We start from the raw sequence: 20,796 nt of genomic DNA, 5'->3' as shown, positions 1-20,796 counted from the left end.
GTCTCCGATCCGGTTCAGGCGGTCGAACCGACGACGCCCTCGACCAGGTAATCCATGCTTTCGAGCTCGAGCGCGGTCTCGGCGAAGGCCTGGCCTTCGGTCGCCACGACAACGCCCTTGTTGCTCTTCAGCGGACCCTTGATGACGGAAAACCCGCCTTTCATCATTTCGGCCAGCGTGCCGTCGAACTGCTTGCGGGCGGCATCGCCGACGGCGGGGCCGAGCGGGCTCATCTTGACGAAGCCGTCGGCCAGGCCGCCGCGCGTGAAATTGGGCAGTGGTGTGCCGGCCACCAGATCGTCGACGAACATCTTGTAGACCTTGGCCCAGTTCCATTCCGCGCCGGTCAGGTATTTTTCCGGCGCCAGCGGGCTCTGGTTGGCATGATAGCCGCAGACGAAGGCGCCACGCCCGGCCGCCGTCTCGACCACCACCTTGGGGCTGTCGACATGGCAGGTGATGACGTCGGCACCCTGGTCGACCAGCGCATTGGTGGCCTCGGCCTCCTTGACCGCTAGCGACCACTCGCCGGTGAAAATCACCTGGCAGGTGATGGTCGGGTCGACCGAGCGCGCGCCGAGCAGGAAGGAATTGATGTTGAGCAACACCTGCGGGATCGGCTTTGCCGCGACGAAGCCGAGCTTCTTGGTCTTGCTGGTGTGACCGGCGACGACGCCGTTCAGATACTGGCCCATGCCGATATAGCCGAAATAGGAACCGGCATTCATCGGATGCTTGTCCTTGTTCCACATGCCACCGCAATGGCGGAACTGCACGTCGGGGAATTTCGCGCACATGGCGAGCATGTGCGGATCGAAATAGCCGAACGAGGTCGGGAAGATCAGCGACGCGCCGTCGAGGTTGATCATCGATTCCATCGTCTTCTGCACGTCGACCGTCTCCGGCACGTTCTCCTCCTCGACGACGGAAATGCCTTCGATCCCCTTCAGCGTGGCGGCGCCTTCGGCATGCGCCTGGTTGTAGCCGTAATCGTCCTTTGGCCCGACATAGATGAAGCCGACGGTGGCCGTCGCGGCGAAGGCCCTGCTGATCGGAAACGATGCGGACGCAAGGCCGAGCGCCGCTCCGACGGCGGAGGTCTTGAGCAGCTCGCGACGGCTAAGCATGAATCTCTCGGACATTGAATGCTCCCTCTGTGGGGCCTTTGGGGCCGGTTAACACCTCAATGAGAGAAGTGTATGCAATCAGCGTGCCATTTTTAGAAATTGAATTTATTCAGCAATATCAATGAATGTGCCGATGTGGCCTGCACAAAGCCGGAGCAATTGCATACACTTTTTGCCTCCAAAATCGCCAATTTGACATGAAGGCTAAAACGTAGGCATACAGAGATGCGGAGGAATCGAAGCCGGTGAGTGGCTTACGGCTGCGCGAAAAGACTGGACGGAGGAGACGTGTCGGGAAAGCGCAATTTGATCAGGTCGGGCACGACCGTCGATCAGATGGTGAGGGCGATCAGCGACCGGATCGTCACCGGTTTCCTGCGCCCGGGCGAAAAGCTCGACGAAGCCTCGCTCGCCGCCCGCTTCGACATCTCACGCACGCCGATCAGGGAAGCGCTCAGCCGGCTCAGCGCCATGGGGCTGGTCGAAAGGCGGCCGAACCGCGGCGCCACCGTCGCCGTGGTGACGCAGGAGCACCTCGCCTCGATGTTCGAAAGCATGGCCGAGCTTGAAGCGATCTGCGCGCGGTTCTCGGCCGAGCGCATGACCGCTGGCGAGCGCCGCACGCTGGAGGCCGAGCACCAGGCCTCGGCGCGCTTCGTGCAGCTCGGTGCCGAAGAAGAGTATGAGCTTTTCAACACCGAATTCCACACCCGGCTCTATCGCGGCGCCCACAGCAAGCACATTTATGAACTGACCGTCATGACCCGCGGCCGCCTGGCGCCGTTCCGGCGCGCGCAATTCATGCTGCCCGGGCGGCTGGCCCAGTCCTGGCAAGAACATGACGCCATCGTCACCGCAATCATGCGCGGCGACAGTGCGGCGGCCGGAACAGCCGCCAAGGATCATGTCTCGATCGTCAGCGAGGCGAGCGCCGTCTTTGCGATCGGCGATCGCCCCAAAGGCAGGACCGAGCCGTTCCCGACATCGGCTTCCTAGAGCATTTTGCAGCCAAGTGAATCACTTGGCGTCGCAGAAATGCGGCTAAACAAACAGATAGAGCGGGATGGGCGTTGAACGCATCCCGCTCTAGCCCTCAATCGACCAGCATGGCGATCACGGCAGCGCAGTCGCCGGCCTTGACCAGCCCCGGAAAATGCCGCGCCGCCAACAGACCGGACATTTTGGCCCGGATCTCCTGCGGAGCGCCGCCGGTGCGGCCTATGGAATGGATACGTGCCAGCACCTGGTTCTCTGCCACCGGCTCGCCGAGATCGATCATCGTTTCGACCATCCCGTCGTCCTCGGCGAACGAGAAGCAATCGCCGGACGGCATGTCGAGCCAGCGGGTTGGCTGCATCTCGACTGCGCCGGCGACGATGCCGGCATGGCGCAGCACATTGAGCACGCCGCGACGTGCGATCCGCACCGTTTCGGCGCGCGAAGTCCCGCCGCCGCCAAGCTCTGTGGTGATGAACAGCTTGCCCATCTCTTCGGCGGCAGTGTCGAACATGCCGACCGCGTCGATCTCCAGCATTTTCATCGACCATGGTGCGGAGAAGGCTTCAACCGCAGCGAAACCCTTCGCTTCCAGCACCTTGTCGGGCCGGATGTGGGCGGCGCAGAACGGCACGAAGTCGAGCGTCTTGCCGCCGGAGTGGAAGTCGAGCGCGATGTCTGTACGGGGCAGAAGCTCGCGCTGGAAATAATCGGCGATCTTCTCGGTCACCGTGCCGTCGGGCCGGCCGGGAAAGCTGCGGTTGAGATTGCCCTTGTCGATCGGCGAGGTGCGCGTGCCGGCGCGGAACGCCGGATAGTTCATCGCCGGCACGATGATGATCGTGCCGCTGACTTGCTTCGGATCGAGCGTACGGGCGAGATCGAAGAGCGCCAGCGGCCCCTCATACTCGTCGCCATGATTGCCGCCGGTGAGCAACGCGCTCGGCCCCTTGCCGTTGCGGATGACGCAGATCGGGATCATCACCGATCCCCAGGCGGAATCATCGCGGCTGTAAGGCAGGCGCAGGAAACCGTGCTGCACGCCGTCGCGCTCGAAATCGACGGTCGGCGTGATCGGTGACGGACGAAGGCTGGACATCGGGCTCAATTCTTCACCACCAGTTTGCGCGGCACATTCGCCAGGCACTCGACGCCCGTCTCGGTGATCAAGATGGATTCGGTGATTTCAAGCCCCATCGTCTCAAGCCACAAGCCGGTCATGAAATGGAAGGTCATACCGGGCTTCAACTCGGTGCGGTCGCCTGGACGCAGGCTCATCGTGCGCTCGCCCCAGTCAGGCGGATAGGAAAGCCCGATCGGGTACCCGGTGCGATTGTCCTTGACGATGCCGTACCGCTTCAGCACCGCGAAGAAGGCGTTGGCGATGTCCTCGCATGTGTTGCCGGGCTTGGCGGCGGCAAGTCCCGCCTCCATGCCTTCCAGCGTCGCCTTTTCGGCATCGAGGAATTCCTGCGTCGGTTTGCCAAGGAACACAGTCCGCGATAGCGGGCAGTGATAGCGGTTGTAGCAGCCGGCGATCTCGAAGAAGGTGCCCTCGCCCGATTTCATCGGCCGGTCGTCCCAGGTCAGATGCGGCGCCGATGCGTCGGCGCCCGACGGCAGCAGCGGCACGATCGCCGGATAGTCGCCGCCGATACCGTCAACGCCGCGCGTGCCGGCATCGTAGATCTCGGCGACCAGGTCGCATTTGCGCATGCCAACCTCGATCTTGTCGACGATACGCTGGTGCATGGCCTCCACGATCCGCGCGGCTTTGCGCATATAGTCGATTTCGGTCGGGCTCTTCACCGCGCGCTGCCAGTTGACCAATGCCGTGGCATCGACGAAGCGGGCATTGGGTAGATGCTTCTGCAGCGATGCGAAGGCAGCGGCCGAGAACCAGTAATTGTCCATCTCGACGCCGATGCTGAGCTTCCCCCAGCCGCGATCGGAGAGCACGCTGGACAGAAAATCCATCGGATGGCGCTCGGTCGACTGCACATAATGGTCGGCATAGCCGACGATGTTGTCGTGCGCGAGATAGGCGGTGCGCTTGGCGCCGTTGGCGTCCTGGCCGCGCCCGTACCACACCGGCTCGCCCGACGGCGGCACGATGACAGCCTGATGCACATAGAACGACCAGCCGTCATAGCCGGTCAGCCAGGCCATGTTGGACGGATCGCTGACGATCAATAGATCAACGCCCTTGGCCGCCATGGCCTTCCGCGTCTTGGCGAGGCGCTCCGCATATTCGCCGCGCGAGAATTTCAAATTGGGCTGCATTGTTCTTGGTCCTCGTTTGTTGGGCCTTGCGGCCGGTATCAGCTTTCGAAAATCGTACCGGTCTTGGCTGCACGCGCGCGGTCGCGGGCGAGCGTGGCGATTGCCGTGTCCTGCACGCCGGTGCCGGTCAGGTCGGCGATTGTGATGTCGCTGTCCGAACGCCGGCCATGCCTTTCGCCGGCGATGATGTGGCCAAGCTCGGTGATCTCGGCATCGGCCGCCATCACGCCCGCCGCGATAGCATGGTGCAGTTCGCCCAGCCGGCGCGTCTGTTTGGCGCTATCGGCGACGTAGAGATCTGCCATGCGCAGGATCGCCGGCGCGATCTCGTTCTTGTGCTCGGCATCCGAGCCCATGGCAGTGATATGCTGGCCGGCGGAGACGAAGCCGGCCTTGATCAGCGGCTCGGTCGACGGCGTCGTGGTGACGATGATGTCGGCATCGGCCGCAGCCTTTGCCGCGTCGGGCTCGGCGTGAACGGCGATGCCCAGTCTTTCGGACAATGCGTCGGCCGCGGCCTCGGCCTTGGCGGCATCCCTTGCCCAGATGCGAGCCTCGGTGATCGGCCGCACCAGCATCAGCGCTTCGAGCTGCAGTCCGGCCTGAACACCGGCGCCGAAGATCGCGGCAACGGAGGAACCCGGCCGCGACAGATGCTTGGCGGCAACCGCGCCGGCCGCCGCCGTGCGGATGTCGGTGAGATAGCCATTGTCGAGCAGCAGCGCCTCGACCAATCCGGTTTTCGCCGACAGCAGCACCATCATGCCGTTGACGCTGGGCAGGCCGAGCTTGGGATTGTCGAAAAAGCCGGGGCTGATCTTGATCGCAAAACCGTCGATACCCGGTACATAGGCGGTCTTGACGTCGACCTCGCCGCGATGCTCTGGAATGTCCAGCCGCAGGATCGGCGGCATCGCCACCGGCAAGGTGGCGAGCGCCCGGAACGCGTTCTCGACGCAGGCCATGGCATCAAGATCGAGCTTCACGATCTTGCGCAATTCAGCTTCGGTGAGGATCGTCATCCGGCTCATGCTGCGCTCTCCGCAATTGCTTCGCCGCAGATGATCTTGCGGTGCAGTGTCATATCGATGTTGCGGCCGGACAGCACGAGCACCGTCGGGCCGCTCGCCCTGACCTTGCCGGCAAGCACGGCCGCGATGCCGACCGCGCCGGCGCCTTCGACGATCTCGCGCTCCTGTTCATAGGCATGGCGGATGCCGGTGGCGATCTCGTCCTCGCTGAGCAGGATCACATCGTCGAGCAGGTCGCGGCACATGGAAAAGGTCAGCCGGTTGTCGAGGCCTATGCCGCCGCCGAGGGAATCGGCCAGCGTCGGCAGTTCCTCGACCAAAACCGGATGTCCGGCGTCGAGGCTCGCCTTCATCGCCGCACCGCGCGCCATTGAAATGCCCATCACCTTCGTCGCCGGGCTGACGCCCTTCACGGCAGCGGCGACGCCAGCCGCCAGCCCACCGCCGGAAAGCGGCACCAGCACCAAGGCGGCGTCCGGAACCTGTTCGATGATCTCCAGCCCGAGCGTGCCTTGCCCGGCGACAATGGCAGGATGGTCGAAGGGCGGCAGCATGATCAGCCCCTCTTCCGCGACCAGCCGTTCGACCTCCCGCTGCGCATCGTCCTGGCTGTTGCCGACGATGCGGATCTCGGCGCCGAGCCGACGGATCTCGTCCAGCTTGTTCTGCGGCACCAGCCGCGACATGCAGATCGTCGCGTGGATGCCTTGCAGTCGAGCAGCATAGGCAAGCGCCCGGCCGTGGTTGCCAGTCGAGGCAGCGACGACGCCACGCGCCCTCTCCTCGTCTGTCAGCGAAGCGATAGCGTTCGAGGCACCGCGCAGCTTGAAGGCGCCGGTGGTCTGCCGATGTTCGAGCTTGAGATAAACAGGAGCGTCCAAGTGCTGGGAAAGACTCCGGGAAGGAACGGTCGGCGTACGCTCGATCTTGCCTGCGATGCGCTCGCGCGCGGCGCGGATATCGGAGAGGCTTATCCTGGACGTGGTCATGGCTCTGCAATCAGTTCAACGGCAGCGTCATCAGACGGCCGAATTCAGGACGCGGCTCGTCGTCGCCGCAAAGGCGCAGGCAATTCCAGGCCGTCGCCTGGTTGCTGGTGACGACGGCGCGGCCGATGGCCTCTTCCATGCCGACCACTGCCAGCGCCGACCGCAGCGCCGTGCAGGACACGAACAGCGCGTCGGCTTGCATATCGGTCGCTTCGCGGGCCAGATCGACCAAGGATTTCGGCGCAATCCGTGCCATCTCGCGGTCGTCCTCGAAGCCGAGGCAAGTGAAGCCGGCGATCTCGAATCCATGTTCGATGAAATAGGCCGCCATCGGCCGGCTGGTCTCGACCGTATAGGGAGTGAGAATGCTGATCGTCCTGGCGCCCAGCGCCTTGAGGCCGCGCACCCCGGCCATCGGCGGCGTGACCACCGGCACGCCGGGCTTGGCGGCCTGCACCGCCGCCTCGATTTCGGCATCGCCGATCACGACGGAAGCCGAGGTGCAGGAATAGCAGATCGCATCGAGCGGCTCGTCGGGCAGGATCAGGGCCGCGGCCGCCGTCAGTGACGGCTGCATCTTGCGCAAATTGTCCGGCGTCGTCGGGTTGGCGTAGGGGATGCGCGCGACATAGACGCCGATGCGGTCGCTTGCCACCATGCGGTGAAAATCCGGTTCGCTCGTATGGTCGGTGGCAAGGATGATCAGGCCGACCCGCTTTTCCAGCGGACGCGCATCGAGCGGCGGCCGGGCCGAGTGCAGGCGGATATCGGGTGCAGCGCTCATCGTTCGATCCGCCCATAACGGTGTTCCAGCCAGCGCAGCAGCACCACCGAGAACAGGCTGATGGCGAGGAAGAAGGCGCCGACCAAGGTGATCGGTTCGATATACCGATAATAGGTATTGGCGACGCTCTTGGCCTGGTTCATCAGTTCCAGCACGGTGATCGCCGATAGCAGCGGCGTCTCTTTGAACATGGCGATGAAATAATTGGCAAGCGCCGGGATCATCGGCGGGATCGCCTGCGGAATGATGATGTGCGTCCAGGTCTGGGTGGCGTTTAGATTGCAGGCCTTGGCCGCTTCCCACTGGCCGCGGGGCACATTGTCTATGCCGGCGCGGTAGACCTCGGCCGTGTAAGTTCCGTAATGCAGCCCGAGACCGATGACGCCCGCCACCAGCGGCGGCAACAGGATGCCGAAATCCGGCAGCACGTAGAAGATGAAATAGAGCTGCACCAACAGCGGCGTGCCACGGATGAACTCGGCAAGGAAACCGACGGTGCGCGACAGAGCCCTGTTCGGCGACCGGCGCGCCAACGCGATGCCCAGTCCAATGATGGCCGCCAGTACCGAGCCGAGCAGCGTCGCCAGGATGGTGATCTTCACCCCCTCGATCAGCGTCGGCAGGATCTGCCGAACAAAATCCCAATCCCATTCCATTATCAGGCCCGATCCATCATACGCGCACCCCGTCGAGGCCACGAGCCATACGGCGTTCCAGCGACCGCACGCCCCATGAGATGAGCAGCGCCAGGACGAAATAGATGACGAGGATGGTGCTGAACGGCACCAGAGTATTGCCGGTCTGCGAGCGCACCACCTGCGCCTGGAAGGTCAGGTCGGCGAGCGAGATTAGCGAAACGACGGCGGTGGCCTTGAGCAATTCAATGGCGTTGTTGCCGAAGGTTGGCAGCATCACCAGAAGCGCCTGCGGCAGGATGATATGGCGCATGGCTTGCCAGCGGCCGAGATTGAGGGCGGTGCAGGCCTCATATTGTTCGCGGCCGATAGACTTGATGGCGCCACGCACCACTTCCGCCGCATAGGCGCCGACATTGAGGCCCAGCGCCAGCACCCCGGCCTGCAGCGGCGTCAACGAAATGCCGGCAAAAGGCAGCACGAAATAAGCCCAGAACAGCTGCACGAAAATCGAGGTGCCGCGGAAGAACTCGATATAGGCGGTGGCCAGCGCGCGTAGCACGAAAAACCGCGACAGCCGCCCCAGCCCGGCAAGAAAGGCCATGACCAAGGCCAGCACCGACCCCATCAGCGTCAGCTCGATGGTGACAAGCGCTCCTTGCAATATCAGGCCGAAATAGCCGGACCATTGGGTCATTGGGGCTAAGCGTTTCCTCGCTTGGTGATCATTGCAGAACGCCGGCGCCGCCCCTCATCCGCCTGCCGGCACCTTCTCCCCGTTATAGGGACGGGGAGAAGGGTGAAGCTCCAGCGTTGACGCCCCCCTCTCCCCGTTTTTGACGGGGAGAGGCTAGGGTGAGCGGCACTTTTTACTTCGCCGAGCAGAGCTTGTCGCGGCTCGTCGACATTGCCGCCGCCGCCGAGAAGCCGTAAGGCTCGATGATCTTGGCGAACTCGCCGGACTTCTTCAGTTTCGCCAGCTCGACATCATAGGCGTCGCGCAGCGCTTCGTCGCCCTTCTTGAAGGCCGCGCCGTCGCAATAGACCGGCGCACCGACCACCGGCGCGATGACTTCGAGGTTCGGATCATTGGCTTTCTTGACCAGGTCGTTGATCGACAGCACGGGCAGCGAATAAGCATCGATGCGGCCGTCCTGCAGCATCTTCAGGCCGCTCTGGCCGTCCGGCACGACGATGACGCGCTCGCGCGGCACACCTGCGGTGAGCGCCAGCTTCTCTTCAGTGCCGCCACCCGGCGCGCCGATCGTGGCGCTCGCGTCCTTCGCGACGTCCTCGTAGCTCTTGAAACCCTTCGGGTTGCCCTTCTTCACCAGCATCGCCTCGGCGTCGCACAGCACCGGTTCCGAATAGGCGACCGCAGCACAACGTTCCGGCTTCATGAACAGGCCGGCAGTGACGACGTCGAAACGGCCGGCCTGCAGGCCGGGAATCATGGCGCCATATTCCGAGATCGAGGCGACGATATCGTTGACGCCAAGGCGCTTGAAGATTTCACGGGCAACGTCAGGCGCCGCACCCGAAACCTTGCCGTCGGCAGCGACCGCCGTATAGGGCGGCTCGTTGGCGATGGCGACGCGGGCAAAGCCTTGCGCCTTGAGCTCTTCGAGCTTGCTGTCGTCGGCCGAGCCGGCCGTCGAGGCGGCCAGCACCGCCGTCAGCGCAATACCGGCGACGCCGGCCAAAATGGCAAATTTCTTCATTGTTCCCAACTCCTTGTTTGTCTGTCTTCTTGGCTTGCTTGAGGCGTCGCCGCCTCGCATGGCAGTCAGACCCGATGTCCGGCCGCAATGATCTTCTTCAGGAAACCTTGCGTACGCTCCTGTTTGGGATGGCGGAAAATCTCGTCGGGCTTGCCCTCCTCGACTATTCTGCCGCGATCGAAGAACAGCACCCGGTCGGCGAAGTCATGGGCGAAACCCATCTCGTGGGTGACCAGCAGCATGGTCATGTCGGTCTCGGCGGCGAGCTTGCGCATGACGTTGAGCACCTCGTCGACGAGCTCAGGGTCGAGCGCCGAGGTGACCTCGTCGAACAGCATGATTTTCGGCGACAGCGCCAGCGCCCGCGCAATCGCGACGCGCTGCTTCTGGCCGCCTGAAAGCTGCGCCGGCATCGCTTTGGCCTTGTCGACCATGCCGACCATGTCGAGCAGTTCCATCGCCCGCTTTTCGGCGGCGGCCCGCGGCACGCCTTTGGTCAGCATCGGTGCCAGCGTCACATTGTCGATGACGCATTTGTGCGGAAACAGATTGAACAGTTGGAAGACCATGCCGATCTTCTGGCGCATTTTTGCCAAATGCCGTTCATCGGCCGTCAGCAGCCGGCCGTTACGCTCCATGTGGTACAACTGTTCGCCGTCGACTTGGATGTGGCCGCTGTCGATACGCTCTAGCGTCATCAGGATGCGCAGGATCGTCGTCTTGCCCGAACCCGATGGACCGATCAGTGCCAGCTTCTCGCCGGGCATGACTTGCATCGAGAGGCCGTCCAGCACCTTGAAGGTGCCGAAGCTTTTTGAAATGCCGTCGATCTTGATGATGGGAGCCGACAATGAATTTCCCGTGCTGGAGAAGCTTGCCTTTAACGATGCGGATCGCGGCAAATCATGTCAATCAAGAAAATAATATCATGACAATATTTCGGATTCCGCACAATTTCGCGCCATTCGCCGTCTAGATCGCAAGCAGGAGATGCTCGGGATCGCCGAGCAGAAGCTTGGTGACAACGCCGAGACCGGCACGCAGTTCCCCCTCCGTGGTCGAGCCCAGCGAAATCCGTACGGCTGGATGCCAAGGCATCTGCGAAATGCGAAACGACGTGCCGGGCGCGATCGCCACGCCCTGCAGGCGGGCCTGGGAAACAAAGCTTTCCTCACCGCGGTCATCGGGCAGTTGCAGCCAGACATGCAGCCCGTCGCGATGAGCCCGATAGTCCACTCCGGCAAGCACCTCGGCGGCTATGTCCAGACGCCGCCGCAAAGCCAGGCGCTGCCATCGCACGAGTTCCATCGCGGTGCCGTCGGTCACCCATTTGGTGGCGATCTCGGCCACCAACGGCGTCGCCATCCAGTTCGAGACGAGATGGCGATTGGCGACCGCGGCGACATAACGATCGGGCGCCGCGAGATAGCCGATGCGCAGGCCCGGCACCACGATCTTGGTGAAGGAGGTGACGTAGAGCGTGCGCTCGGGGGCAAACGCCGCGACGGGCGGCGGCCGGTCCTCGACCAGCGGGCCGAGCACGTCGTTCTCGATGATGGCGATGTCGTGCCTGCGCGCCACCGTCGCGATCTGCTCGCGCCGGGCGGCATCCATTAGCGTTGCCGTCGGGTTAATCACCGAGGGCTGCACGAACACGGCGCGGATGTCGGACAGCCGGCAGGCCTCGTCGAGCGCTTCCGGGATCAGCCCATTGTCGTCGATGGGCAGACCCTCGAGATTGAAGCCGAGATAGCGCGCCAGCGGGATCAGCGTGTGATGGCCGATCGCCTCGGTGGCGACGGTCGAACCGGGCGGCGCCACGCTCATCAGCGCTACCGTCATACCGGCGGTGGCGCCGTTGGTCAGGCTGATGTTCTGCGGCGACGCGTCGAGGCCGCAGAGGCGTAGCCACTCGACACCTACCGCGCGGTGGCGCGGGAACACCATGTTCGGCCTGAACGACAGCGCCGAGCTCGACGGCAGGTTTTCGGCGAGCCAGCCCAGCGCCTGCCTCAGCCGCTCCAGATGCATCGGTTCGCAGACCGGCTTCAGGATGGAGAGATCGATGACCTCGCCCAGCCGCTCCGGCAGATAGGGCGGCTCCGGCTCGCGGCGCTGCGTCTGCACAAAGCTGCCGCGGCCGACCTCGCCGGACACCAGCCCGCGGCGGATCAGCTCCTCATAGGCGCGGCTGACCGTCTGCACGGAAAGTTGCAGATCATCGGCCAGTTGCCGGTGCGTCGGCAAGCGCGCGCCATTGGCCAGACGCCCGTCATGGATGGCCCGCGCGAACTGGTCGGCGAGCGATTGATACGCCGGCCGCCGGATAAGAGCGGGATCTGGTCGCCAAAATGTCATGACTTATTAGAGATCGAAATCAGTGCAATTGACAATCGAAATAATGCGCCGTCATGGTGTCGGGCACTGGAAGTGGGCGATCATGGCTGCAGCGAAACTCGATCCGATCGATCTCAAAATCCTCGACGCCATCCAGCGCGACGGGCGCATCACCAAGCTGGCGCTGGCCGAGAAAGTCGGCCTGTCGCCGACGCCGTGCTGGATGCGGCTGCGCAAGCTGGAAAAGGCCGGCATCGTCTCGGGCTACCATGCCAGGATCGCCATGCGCGCCATCGCGCCGGTCGCCACCGTGCTGATGGAGGTGACGCTTGCCAACCACCGCCAGGCCGATTTCGACCGTTTCGAGCGTGTCATCCGCAACATTCCCGAGATCATCGCCTGCTGGTCTGTCGGCGGCGGCGTCGATTACCTGCTGAAAGTCATGGCGCGCGACATCGACGCCTATCAGCGGCTGGTCGACAATCTGCTCGAGCGCGAGATCGGCATCGACCGCTATTTCACCTATATCGTCACCAAGACGGTGAAGGAGGAGAGTGTGCTGCCGGTGGCGGACCTGTTGCCGGCATCTTCCTGATACCGGAGAGATCGTCTGGCTGGGCAGGGCAATAGAGACAATCTCTCTACGTGCAGGCACGCAAACAGCCTCTCTGTTTGCGCGGCAGAGATAGTCTTGCGGCATCACCCGAACCGGGAGCCCGATGATGTCCGCACATTTTGCCCGCTCGCACCGCCATGAAGCACTTGATCGCCTCGCCGACCGGCGGCTGCTGCGCGAACTCGCCTATGTCGCTGGCCACTGGACGGCGAGCGAGACCGCGGAGAATTTCGAGGTGACCGATCCGGCCACCGGATCCACCGTCGCTTTCGTTGCCGCGCTCGATGCCCGGCAGACCACATTGGCGATCGATGCGGCATCGCGCGCCTTTCCTGCCTGGCGCGCATTGCTGCCGCAGGAACGGTCGAAAATCTTGCGAAAATGGTTCGATCTGATCGTCGCCGCCAAAAATGACCTGGCCCTTCTGATGACGCTAGAACAAGGCAAGCCGCTGAAGGAATCGCGCGGCGAGATCGACTATGCCGCCTCTTTTGTCGAATGGTATGCTGAGGAGGCCAAACGTCTCAACGCCGAAAGCGTCACCAGCCATCTGCCAAATGCCGAGATGGTGGTGCGACGCGAACCGCTTGGTGTCGTCGGCGTCGTCACGCCGTGGAATTTTCCCGCGGCCATGCTGACCCGCAAGGCGGCGGCCGCCCTCGCCGCCGGCTGCACCATCGTCGCGCATCCTTCCTCGGAAACGCCGCTGTCTGCACTGGCGTTGGCCGAGCTTGGCGAACGCGCCGGCCTGCCGGCTGGCGTGTTCAACGTTCTCACCGGCAAGGCTTCGACCATCGTCGGGCGGATGTGCGAAGATCCGCGCGTCCGCGCCATGAGCTTCACCGGCTCGACCGAGGTCGGCAGGTTGATCGCCGCGCAGAGTGCGCCGACGATGAAGCGTCTTGTGATGGAACTCGGCGGTCATGCGCCGCTGATCGTCTTTGCGGATGCCGATATCGACAAGGCGGTGAGAATAGCCGTCGACGCTAAATTCGCGACCTCCGGCCAGGACTGCCTCGCCGCCAACCGCATCTATGTCCAGCGTCCGATATACGATCGGTTCTGCGCTGCTTTCGCTAAACGCGTCGAGGCATTGCGGGCCGGCAATGGCCTCGCTGACGACACCGAAATCGGACCCTTGATGCACGAACGCGCGGTCAAGAAGGTCGAGGAGCAGGTGGCCGATGCGCTCGCCAAAGGCGCGCGTTGCCTGACCGGCGGCAAGCGCCATCCTGCCGGGCCGCTGTTCTACCAGCCGACCCTGCTCGCCGACGTTGGAGACGACGCTTTGATCATGCGCGAGGAGACCTTCGGTCCGGTTGCGGCCGTGACGCCTTTCGACAGCGAAGACGAAGTCGTCGCCCGCGCCAATGCGACAGAGTACGGCCTGGTCGCCTATGTCGTGACTGAGAATGGCGGTAGGCAATTGCGCATCGGCCGCGCGCTCGACTATGGCATGGTCGCCATCAACCGCGTCAAGATCACCGGCGCGCCGGTCCCGTTCGGCGGCGTCAAGCAGTCCGGCATCGGTCGCGAGGGCTCGCGTCACGGGCTCGAAGCCTTTACCGACTTCAAATATCTCTGCCTCGACGTGGCGTAACGCCCCGTCAGGCTTTTGCTTTCAAGGAGTAAAAAATGCTCGACCAGTCCAACGAACTCGCCGCCTGGGATCGCAATCATTTCTTCCATCCCTCGACCCATATGGGAACGCACGCGCGTGGCGAGAGCCCGACGCGTGTGATCGCCGGCGGCGAAGGCGTCACCATCTGGGACAACAACGGGCGCAAGAGCATCGATGCCTTCGCCGGGCTCTATTGCGTCAATGTCGGCTATGGCCGCCAGAAGATCGCCGACGCCATCGCCGCGCAGGCCAAGAACCTCGCCTATTACCACGCCTATGTCGGCCACGGCACCGAGGCGTCCATCACCCTTTCCAAGATGATCATCGACCGCGCGCCGCAAGGCATGTCGAGGGTCTATTTCGGCCTCTCCGGTTCCGATGCCAACGAAACCAACATCAAGCTGATCTGGTACTACAACAACGTGCTCGGCCGGCCGGAGAAGAAGAAGATCATCTCGCGCTGGCGCGGCTATCACGGCTCCGGCATCATGACCGGATCGCTGACCGGCCTCGACCTGTTCCACAACGCCTTCGACCTGCCCCGCGCGCCGGTCCTGCACACCGAGGCGCCCTACTACTTCCGCCGCGCCGACCGCTCGCTGAGCGAGGAGCAGTTTTCGCAATACTGTGCCGACAAGCTCGAGGAGATGATTCTCGCCGAAGGGCCGGAGACGGTCGCCGCGTTCATTGGCGAGCCGATCCTCGGCACCGGCGGCATCGTGCCGCCACCTGCCCTCTACTGGGGAAAGATCCAGGCGGTGCTGAAGAAATACGATGTGCTGCTGGTCGCCGACGAGGTGGTCACCGGCTTCGGCCGGCTGGGCACAATGTTCGGCTCCGACCATTACGGCATCAAGCCCGACCTGATCACCATCGCCAAGGGCCTGACCTCGGCCTATGCGCCGCTGTCGGGCGTCATAGTCTCAGACAAGGTCTGGCAGGTGCTGGTGCAGGGTTCCGACAAGCTCGGCTCGCTCGGCCATGGCTGGACCTATTCGGCGCATCCGATCTGCGTGGCCGCCGGCGTCGCCAACCTGGAACTGATCGACGAGATGGACCTAGTGCGGAACGCCGGCGAGACCGGTGCCTATTTCCGCGCCGAGCTAACGAAAGCCGTCGGTGGTCACAAAAATGTCGGCGAGGTACGCGGCGACGGCATGCTGGCGGCAATCGAGTTCGTCGCCGACAAGAACGATCGCGTGTTCTTCGACGCCTCGCAAAAAATCGGGCCGCAGGTCGCAACCGCTCTTGCGGCAAGCGGCGTCATCGGCCGGGCCATGCCGCAGGGCGACATTCTCGGTTTCGCGCCGCCGCTCTGCCTGACGCGGGAAGAGGCCGATATCGTCGTGTCGAAGACGGCCGACGCGGTGAAGAGCGTGTTTGCAAACATCTGAAGAGCCGACATGAATGCCATGACCAAAACCCTCCCCGCCACCATGGCCGCCGTGCAGCTGATCGGGCACGGCGGACCGGAAAAGCTCGTCTACCGCACCGACGTGAAAGTGCCCTCGCCCGCCCGGGGCGAGGTGCTGGTCAAGGTCACCGCTTGCGGCATGAACAACACCGACGTCTGGGTGCGCCAGGGCGCCTATGGAACGGAGGAGGATGCCGCCGCTGTGTCGACCTGGCGTCGTCAGGGCAATACGCTGAGCTTCCCGCGCATCCAGGGCACCGACACGGTCGGCAACATCATTGCCGTCGGCGACGGCGTGTCGCCGGCCCGCATCGGCGAGCGGGTGATGGTCGATTTCTCCATCTACAATCGCGACGACGATTCACTCGCCGACATCGACTATATGGGCCATGGCCGTGACGGCGGCTATGCCGAATACCAGGCAGTACCGTCCGAAAACGCCCATGTCGTCGACACCGATCTGAGCGATGTCGAGCTTGCCACTTTCTGCTGCGCCTATCTCACCGGCGAGCAGATGTTGGAACGCGCCGCATTGAAAGCCGGCGAGCGTGTGCTGGTCACCGGCGCCTCGGGCGGCGTCGGCTCGGGCATCGTGCAGCTGGCGCGGGCGCGCGGCGCCATTCCCTATGCGGTTGCCGGCAAGGGCAAGGAACAGGCCGTGCGTGACATCGGCGCCGAGGCGGTGATCACCCGTGGCGTTGCCGATCTGCCGGCCGCCGTCAGCGCGGCGACCGGGGGCCAGCCGATCGACGTGGTGGCCGATCTGGTCGGCGGCGCGATCTTCAACGACCTCCTGCGCATCTTGAGGCCGGAAGGCCGCTATACCACGGCTGGTGCAATTGCCGGCCCGGTCGTGCAGCTGGATCTGCGCACCATGTATCTGAAACAGCTGCAACTGCATGGCTCGAGCCAGGGCACGCGGGCGGATTTCCGCCGCATAGTGCGCTACATCGAGGACAAGAAAATCCGGCCGCTGGTCGGCGGCGTCTACAAGCTGTCCGATTTCCATCGCGCCCAGGCGGATTTCATCGCCAAGGATTTCGTCGGCAAGCTGGTGGTCGTTCCGGATGCGGCCGCAAAAATAGCGCGTCGACCACAAACGCCTATGACAGGCTCGGGCCGTTCGTCGACGCGGAATGAGCAAAACCCATTCTGATTTGGCTGCACGCCGGCAACAAGGATTCCTGACCTCTCCTGCGGCGTTATAAGGTTTTCGCGATTTTCTTATAACCCCCGCTTGCGTCCCTTGAGGTCATGGCGCTATAAGAGAACCGCATTTTTCTTATAACCGGAGCCGCCCGACATGAAGACGGTCGACCTCGTTTACCGCACGATGTATGCGGAACTCGTCCAGCGATCCTTGGACGCAGCCTTCGAAACGGATTTCCCTACGACGGGCAATCTCGTCAAGGTGCCCGTCAAGGGCAAGGTATACTGGTATTTCGAGGAAACGCAGCCGACGAAGACGCGACGATATGTCGGGCCTGACAGCGATCCCGAGATTGCAAAACGCGTTGAATCCTTCCGTCAGATCAAGGACGACCTCCGCGCCCGCAGGAAGCTGGTATCCACGCTCGTGCGCGAGGCAGGGCTGACAGAACCCGAAAGGTTCACCGGGGATGTCGTCGAGGCGCTGGGGAAGGCTGGCATCTTCCGCTTGCGCGGCGTCCTGGTCGGCACAGTCGCCTTTCAGTCCTACGCGGGCTATCTGGGCGTGAAGCTGCCCGGTGCAGCGTTGCAGACGGGCGATGCAGACTTCGCCCTATTCCATTCCGTGTCGGCCGCGGTCGAGGACAGCCTGCCGCCCATCCTCGAAATCTTGAGGGAGATCGACCCAACCTTCAGGGAAATCCCTCACAGATCAGATCCCGGACACGCGACGCAATTCGAGAACGCAGTCCGATACAAGGTCGAGTTCCTTACACCGAACACGGGCAGCGATGACTACGCCGATCATGCAACCTCGATGCCGTCTTTGGGCGGTGCATCCGCGCAGCCTCTTCGGTTTCTCGATTTCCTGATCCACGAACCAATCAGAACTGTGCTGCTGCATCGATCGGGAGTGCCTGTCGTGGTACCGTCGCCCGGACGATATGCGGTTCACAAGCTGATCGTTGCCTCGCGCCGACAGAACAACGCAAACGGCGTAGGCAAGCGGGAAAAGGATGTCCACCAGGTAGCACTTCTGGTCGAGGCACTGGAAGCTACCCGTCGCCAGGACGATCTCGCCATCGCGTTTTCGGAAGCGTGGGACAGGGGGAAACATTGGCGTGAAGCGATACAAAAAGGACTTGGCTTGATTCCCCAGAAACAGCGTGGCGACGTCGAGGCGACGATCGTCAACGCACTTTCAGGAATCGGCGAGGAACTGGAAGGATTCAGCGGCTCATCTGCGAAAACAAAGCACGGAGACTAAACGGCAGCAACGGGTGTGGAGGGTAACCTTATGCCAGCCGTCGCCGAGGCGTTTTTGTTTTCAGGTTTCAAAATCGACTTTGCCTATTCAGCTCTGCGATCGGACCTGCTTGACGGCAGCCTCGAGCGACCGTTCAAACGCGTCGATCACCTGGTCGACCTGCGGCTCGGTGATGATCAGCGGCGGGCAGAAAGCCAGCGCATCGCCCATATTGCGCGAGATGACGCCGTTCTGCTGCATGAAGCCGTTGACGAGCCCGCCCAGTTCACCGGTCTTCCCCCACGGCGTCTTGTTTGCCTTGTCGCCGACCAGCTCGACCGCCGCGACCAGGCCGATGCCGCGCACCTCGCCGACAAGCGGGTGCGAAGCGAGCGTGCGCAGCCGCTTCTGCAAATGCGCGCCGACCGCACGCGCATTGCCGACAAGGTCGCGCTCCTCGATCAGCTTCAGGTTCTCGAGCGCGACCGCTGCCGCAACAGGATGGCCGCCGCCGGTGAAACCGTGGCCGAAGGTGCCGATACGGTTGCTTTCGTCGGCGATCGGCTCGAATACCTTGTCGTTGATCAGCAGGGCTGAGATCGGCAGGTAGGACGAAGAGATCTGTTTCGACAACACCATGATGTCGGGCCTGATGCCGAAGGTCTGCGAGCCGAACATCTCACCTGTTCGGCCAAAGCCGCAGATCACCTCGTCGGCGATGAGCAGGATGTCGTATCTCGACAGCACCGCCTGAATCTTCTCCCAGTAGCCGGCCGGCGGAACGATGACGCCGCCGGCGCCCATGATCGGTTCGCCGAAAAAGGCGGCGATGGTTTCCGGTCCTTCGGCGAGGATCAGCTTTTCCAGCTCGTCGGCAAGCCGGCTCGAAAACAGCTCTTCGCTTTCACCCGGCAGCGCCTCGCGCCAATGGTGCGGCGTCGAGGTGTGCAGCACATTGGCGATCGGCAGATCGAACGAAGTGTGGTTGTTGGGCAGTCCGGTCAGGCTTGCCGAGGCGATGGTGACGCCGTGATAGCCCTTCTTGCGGCTGATGATCTTCTTGCGCGCCGGCTGGCCGAGCGCATTCGACCGGTACCAGATCATCTTCATGGCCGTATCGTTGGCCTCGGAGCCGGAATTGGTGAAATACGCCTTGCTCATCGGCACCGGCGCCATCTGCACCAGTCTCTCGGCGAGATCGATCAGCGGCGAATGCGATTTGGAGCCGAAATCGTGATAGTAAGGCAGCTTCGACATTTGCCGTACTGCCGCATCGACCAGCCGCTTCTCCGAAAAACCGACCGCGACGCTCCAAAGCCCGGCCATCGCCTCGATATAACGGTTGCCGGCGAGGTCCTCGACATAGATGCCGTCGCCCTTCTCGATAATGAGCGGCCCCGATTCCTGATGCTTGCGCGCATTCGTATAGCCATGCATGTGAAAGCTTATGTCGCGGGCTTCGGGAGAATTCGGTCGTGCGTCCATGATGGCTCCTGTGCTGCACGCGGAAACAGTCCTGCCGCCGGTCCGGCTCGGCAGGTCCCCGTGCATTATGCCGTTTGATGCATCTTTCTCGAACGGTATAGTGTCAAGCGCTTTCGACAGGGCCAGCGGATGGATGGACGCATGCAGAACTTCGGCTTGACCTGACCGTGGACCATGTCGACTGCATTGTCGCCGGCGCCGGCGTTGTTGGCCTGGCGATCGCGCGAGAGATGGCGCAGCGCGGCATCGATACGCTGGTCCTGGAAGCCGAGAGCGCTATCGGCACCGGGACAAGTTCGCGCAATTCCGAGGTCATCCATGCCGGCCTCCACTATCCGGTTGGATCGCTGAAAGCCCGGTTCTGCGTGGCCGGCCGGGAAAGACTCTATCGCTATTGCGAGGAGCGGGCGATCCCGCACGCGCGCTGCGGCAAGCTCATCGTTGCCACAAATGCCGAACAGGAGCCGGTGCTCGCCTCAATCCGGGCCAATGCACGCGCTTGCGGCGCCGGCGACCTGTTGCGCTTGAGCGAAGCCGAGGCGCATACGCTGGAGCCCAGCCTTAAGTGCACGGCGGCGCTGCTGTCGCCCGCCACCGGCATCATCGACAGCCATGCCCTGATGCTCGCCCTGTTGGGCGACGCCGAGGAGCACGGGGCGGCACTTAGTCTCAACACGCGCATCGCCTCCGGCCGCATCGAAGCAGGCCGCGTCGTGCTCGAGACGGTGGACGCTGCCGGCGGCGAGCGCTTCGAGATCGCCACTCCGCGTTTCGTCAATGCCGCCGGGCTTGGCGCCGCAGCACTTGCCGGTTCGCTTGAAGGGCTCAATCAGCAATTCGTGCCAAAGCTCCATTATGCCAAGGGCAATTATTTTTCGGTGGCCGGCCGGGCGCCGTTCTCGCGATTGGTCTATCCGGTGCCCGAACCCGGCGGGCTCGGTGTTCATCTGACACTCGACCTTGATGGCGTCGCCCGCTTCGGGCCGGACGTCGAATGGACCGATCAACTCGACTATCGCGTCGACCCGGCTCGTGGCGAGCGCTTCTACAGCGAGATCCGCAAATACTGGCCGGACCTGGCCGATGGCAGCCTGCAACCCGCTTACAGCGGCATCCGGCCAAAACTGTCCGGTCCCGGTGAGGCCAATGCCGACTTCGTCGTCCAGGACGTGGCGGTGCACGGCGTGGATAGCCTGGTCAACCTGTTCGGCATCGAAAGCCCCGGCCTGACCTCCTGCCTGACGATTGCCGACCATGTCGCGCAGTGCCTCGCGCCGAAGTTGTAGCGTGCGGCGCCCCGCGCCGCGATCTGCACTGTATCAAGGCGCATTGCGTGAACTTTCAGACGCAAGTCCCCTATGA

The 20,796-nt window shown here is 63.2% G+C and carries 19 protein-coding genes; 7 read left to right on the top strand and 12 right to left on the bottom strand.

The window, feature by feature from the left end:
- Positions 1–14: 14 nt before the first annotated feature.
- On the bottom strand, positions 15–1,142 hold the full coding sequence (locus tag NKJ28_RS13610) for a BMP family ABC transporter substrate-binding protein (RefSeq protein ID WP_352635953.1): 1,128 nt from the start codon (positions 1,140–1,142) through the stop codon (positions 15–17).
- A gap of 321 nt (positions 1,143–1,463) precedes the next feature.
- On the opposite strand from NKJ28_RS13610, the gene NKJ28_RS13605 reads away from it, so the two are divergent.
- Entirely contained in the window at positions 1,464–2,123 is a 660-nt protein-coding gene (locus tag NKJ28_RS13605) for a GntR family transcriptional regulator (RefSeq protein ID WP_352636088.1), read from the top strand.
- Positions 2,124–2,220: 97 nt separating this feature from the next.
- On the opposite strand, the gene doeB is transcribed toward NKJ28_RS13605, so the two are convergent.
- From doeB to ehuR, 10 genes are all read right to left on the bottom strand, one after another.
- Positions 2,221–3,222, bottom strand: coding sequence for a N(2)-acetyl-L-2,4-diaminobutanoate deacetylase DoeB (doeB, locus tag NKJ28_RS13600; protein ID WP_352635951.1), 1,002 nt, complete (start codon positions 3,220–3,222; stop codon positions 2,221–2,223).
- 5 nt (positions 3,223–3,227) lie between these two features.
- Positions 3,228–4,406 (bottom strand): ectoine hydrolase DoeA, encoded by a 1,179-nt coding sequence (doeA, locus tag NKJ28_RS13595; RefSeq protein ID WP_352635949.1) that lies wholly within the window; start codon positions 4,404–4,406, stop codon positions 3,228–3,230.
- Between the two features lie 38 nt (positions 4,407–4,444).
- Complete coding sequence (locus tag NKJ28_RS13590) at positions 4,445–5,437, bottom strand: cyclodeaminase (RefSeq protein WP_352635947.1); 993 nt, start codon at positions 5,435–5,437, stop codon at positions 4,445–4,447.
- On the bottom strand, positions 5,434–6,426 hold the full coding sequence (gene eutB / locus NKJ28_RS13585; RefSeq protein ID WP_352635945.1) for a hydroxyectoine utilization dehydratase EutB: 993 nt from the start codon (positions 6,424–6,426) through the stop codon (positions 5,434–5,436). Before eutB ends, NKJ28_RS13590 begins: the two co-directional genes overlap by 4 nt.
- 10 nt (positions 6,427–6,436) lie before the next feature.
- Entirely contained in the window at positions 6,437–7,210 is a 774-nt protein-coding gene (gene eutA / locus NKJ28_RS13580; protein ID WP_352635943.1) for an ectoine utilization protein EutA, read from the bottom strand.
- Complete coding sequence (ehuD, locus tag NKJ28_RS13575) at positions 7,207–7,866, bottom strand: ectoine/hydroxyectoine ABC transporter permease subunit EhuD (protein ID WP_352635941.1); 660 nt, start codon at positions 7,864–7,866, stop codon at positions 7,207–7,209. The genes eutA and ehuD overlap by 4 nt, the downstream gene beginning before the upstream one ends.
- A 16-nt stretch (positions 7,867–7,882) precedes the next feature.
- Positions 7,883–8,542 (bottom strand): ectoine/hydroxyectoine ABC transporter permease subunit EhuC, encoded by a 660-nt coding sequence (gene ehuC, locus NKJ28_RS13570; RefSeq protein ID WP_254819481.1) that lies wholly within the window; start codon positions 8,540–8,542, stop codon positions 7,883–7,885.
- A gap of 172 nt (positions 8,543–8,714) precedes the next feature.
- Positions 8,715–9,566, bottom strand: coding sequence for an ectoine/hydroxyectoine ABC transporter substrate-binding protein EhuB (gene ehuB / locus NKJ28_RS13565; protein WP_023677200.1), 852 nt, complete (start codon positions 9,564–9,566; stop codon positions 8,715–8,717).
- Positions 9,567–9,631: 65 nt separating this feature from the next.
- Positions 9,632–10,417, bottom strand: coding sequence for an ectoine/hydroxyectoine ABC transporter ATP-binding protein EhuA (gene ehuA / locus NKJ28_RS13560; RefSeq protein ID WP_023677199.1), 786 nt, complete (start codon positions 10,415–10,417; stop codon positions 9,632–9,634).
- Between the two features lie 121 nt (positions 10,418–10,538).
- On the bottom strand, positions 10,539–11,924 hold the full coding sequence (gene ehuR / locus NKJ28_RS13555) for a MocR-like ectoine utilization transcription factor EhuR (RefSeq protein ID WP_352635938.1): 1,386 nt from the start codon (positions 11,922–11,924) through the stop codon (positions 10,539–10,541).
- An 82-nt stretch (positions 11,925–12,006) separates the two neighbouring features.
- On the opposite strand from ehuR, the gene NKJ28_RS13550 reads away from it, so the two are divergent.
- The 5 genes from NKJ28_RS13550 (at position 12,007) to NKJ28_RS13530 (ending at position 17,970) form a co-directional block, all read left to right on the top strand.
- On the top strand, positions 12,007–12,498 hold the full coding sequence (locus NKJ28_RS13550) for an Lrp/AsnC family transcriptional regulator (RefSeq protein ID WP_352635936.1): 492 nt from the start codon (positions 12,007–12,009) through the stop codon (positions 12,496–12,498).
- Positions 12,499–12,625: 127 nt separating this feature from the next.
- Positions 12,626–14,119, top strand: coding sequence for an NAD-dependent succinate-semialdehyde dehydrogenase (locus tag NKJ28_RS13545; RefSeq protein WP_352635934.1), 1,494 nt, complete (start codon positions 12,626–12,628; stop codon positions 14,117–14,119).
- A 35-nt stretch (positions 14,120–14,154) separates the two neighbouring features.
- On the top strand, positions 14,155–15,534 hold the full coding sequence (locus NKJ28_RS13540) for an aspartate aminotransferase family protein (RefSeq protein WP_352635932.1): 1,380 nt from the start codon (positions 14,155–14,157) through the stop codon (positions 15,532–15,534).
- 9 nt (positions 15,535–15,543) lie between these two features.
- Positions 15,544–16,710 (top strand): alcohol dehydrogenase family protein, encoded by a 1,167-nt coding sequence (locus NKJ28_RS13535; RefSeq protein ID WP_352635930.1) that lies wholly within the window; start codon positions 15,544–15,546, stop codon positions 16,708–16,710.
- A 147-nt stretch (positions 16,711–16,857) separates the two neighbouring features.
- Positions 16,858–17,970 carry a nucleotidyltransferase family protein gene (locus tag NKJ28_RS13530; RefSeq protein ID WP_352635928.1) on the top strand — a complete coding sequence of 371 codons (1,113 nt, stop codon included), beginning with the start codon at positions 16,858–16,860 and terminating at the stop codon, positions 17,968–17,970.
- 87 nt (positions 17,971–18,057) lie between these two features.
- Here the strand turns inward: NKJ28_RS13530 and NKJ28_RS13525 are convergent, their stop codons facing one another.
- The gene (locus tag NKJ28_RS13525) at positions 18,058–19,434 is read right to left on the bottom strand and encodes an aspartate aminotransferase family protein (RefSeq protein ID WP_352635926.1); all 1,377 of its coding nucleotides are present in this window, start codon (positions 19,432–19,434) and stop codon (positions 18,058–18,060) included.
- 167 nt (positions 19,435–19,601) lie between these two features.
- Here NKJ28_RS13525 and NKJ28_RS13520 point away from each other — a divergent pair, with 167 nt between their 5' ends.
- Complete coding sequence (locus NKJ28_RS13520) at positions 19,602–20,720, top strand: NAD(P)/FAD-dependent oxidoreductase (protein ID WP_352622238.1); 1,119 nt, start codon at positions 19,602–19,604, stop codon at positions 20,718–20,720.
- Positions 20,721–20,796: the final 76 nt, after the last annotated feature.

The sequence above is a fragment of the Mesorhizobium sp. M0145 genome (genome assembly GCF_040322355.1).
In the GTDB taxonomy this organism is placed as follows: Bacteria; Pseudomonadota; Alphaproteobacteria; order Rhizobiales; family Rhizobiaceae; genus Mesorhizobium.
Note: the sequence above shows the minus strand (reverse complement) of the source record. Positions and strands in the feature narration are given on the sequence as shown.

What these genes read in the sequence shown, in the direction of transcription:
- NKJ28_RS13610 (WP_352635953.1), bottom strand. Translation starts at nt 1,142, where the DNA reads ATGTCCGAGAGATTCATGCTTAGCCGTCGCGAGCTGCTCAAGACCTCC.
- NKJ28_RS13605 (WP_352636088.1), top strand. Translation starts at nt 1,464, where the DNA reads ATGGTGAGGGCGATCAGCGACCGGATCGTCACCGGTTTCCTGCGCCCG.
- doeB (WP_352635951.1), bottom strand. Translation starts at nt 3,222, where the DNA reads ATGTCCAGCCTTCGTCCGTCACCGATCACGCCGACCGTCGATTTCGAG.
- doeA (WP_352635949.1), bottom strand. Translation starts at nt 4,406, where the DNA reads ATGCAGCCCAATTTGAAATTCTCGCGCGGCGAATATGCGGAGCGCCTC.
- NKJ28_RS13590 (WP_352635947.1), bottom strand. Translation starts at nt 5,437, where the DNA reads ATGAGCCGGATGACGATCCTCACCGAAGCTGAATTGCGCAAGATCGTG.
- eutB (WP_352635945.1), bottom strand. Translation starts at nt 6,426, where the DNA reads ATGACCACGTCCAGGATAAGCCTCTCCGATATCCGCGCCGCGCGCGAG.
- eutA (WP_352635943.1), bottom strand. Translation starts at nt 7,210, where the DNA reads ATGAGCGCTGCACCCGATATCCGCCTGCACTCGGCCCGGCCGCCGCTC.
- ehuD (WP_352635941.1), bottom strand. Translation starts at nt 7,866, where the DNA reads ATGGAATGGGATTGGGATTTTGTTCGGCAGATCCTGCCGACGCTGATC.
- ehuC (WP_254819481.1), bottom strand. Translation starts at nt 8,542, where the DNA reads ATGACCCAATGGTCCGGCTATTTCGGCCTGATATTGCAAGGAGCGCTT.
- ehuB (WP_023677200.1), bottom strand. Translation starts at nt 9,566, where the DNA reads ATGAAGAAATTTGCCATTTTGGCCGGCGTCGCCGGTATTGCGCTGACG.
- ehuR (WP_352635938.1), bottom strand. Translation starts at nt 11,924, where the DNA reads ATGACATTTTGGCGACCAGATCCCGCTCTTATCCGGCGGCCGGCGTAT.
- NKJ28_RS13550 (WP_352635936.1), top strand. Translation starts at nt 12,007, where the DNA reads ATGGCTGCAGCGAAACTCGATCCGATCGATCTCAAAATCCTCGACGCC.
- NKJ28_RS13545 (WP_352635934.1), top strand. Translation starts at nt 12,626, where the DNA reads ATGTCCGCACATTTTGCCCGCTCGCACCGCCATGAAGCACTTGATCGC.
- NKJ28_RS13540 (WP_352635932.1), top strand. Translation starts at nt 14,155, where the DNA reads ATGCTCGACCAGTCCAACGAACTCGCCGCCTGGGATCGCAATCATTTC.
- NKJ28_RS13535 (WP_352635930.1), top strand. Translation starts at nt 15,544, where the DNA reads ATGAATGCCATGACCAAAACCCTCCCCGCCACCATGGCCGCCGTGCAG.
- NKJ28_RS13530 (WP_352635928.1), top strand. Translation starts at nt 16,858, where the DNA reads ATGAAGACGGTCGACCTCGTTTACCGCACGATGTATGCGGAACTCGTC.
- NKJ28_RS13525 (WP_352635926.1), bottom strand. Translation starts at nt 19,434, where the DNA reads ATGGACGCACGACCGAATTCTCCCGAAGCCCGCGACATAAGCTTTCAC.